Consider the following 353-nt stretch of genomic DNA (forward strand, 5'->3'; position numbering starts at 1 on the left):
GTGTGATGTTCCGGTGAGGTCCTCGCGCTGGCAGGCGGCGTGATCGTCGGGGCGAGATCATCCGCCTGCCCCGTCAGCGCTGTACTTCGCTGTTCGTCAGGACGGGCAGGGCCCGCAGGAGTGTGGTCGCCTGCCGGGTGTCCGTGCGGAGTTTGGTCAGGATCCGCCATGACTTGAGGTTCGCGAAGCCGTGTTCGTTGGCGGCGCGTTCGCGGCTGACCAGGTGGTTCGCTTCCTTCTCGGCGGCGGTCAGCTTGTGGTTGCGGGTGGCCTTGCGGCCGGTGATGATCACCGGATCGTCTTCGGGCTTGTCGTCCAGGCCGACGAAGCCAAGGTCGGCCAAGGCGCCGAGG

1 protein-coding gene is annotated in these 353 nt (G+C 67.1%); it reads right to left on the reverse strand.

All coding sequences use genetic code 11. From position 1 onward, the window contains the following. Positions 1-73 precede the first annotated feature (73 nt). The coding region (locus IH13_RS0128345; protein ID WP_031088835.1) for a transposase family protein at positions 74-353 on the reverse strand (280 nt) is incomplete at its 5' end.

The organism is Streptomyces sp. NRRL WC-3549 (genome assembly GCF_000721935.1).
Lineage (GTDB): Bacteria > Actinomycetota > Actinomycetes > Streptomycetales > Streptomycetaceae > Streptomyces.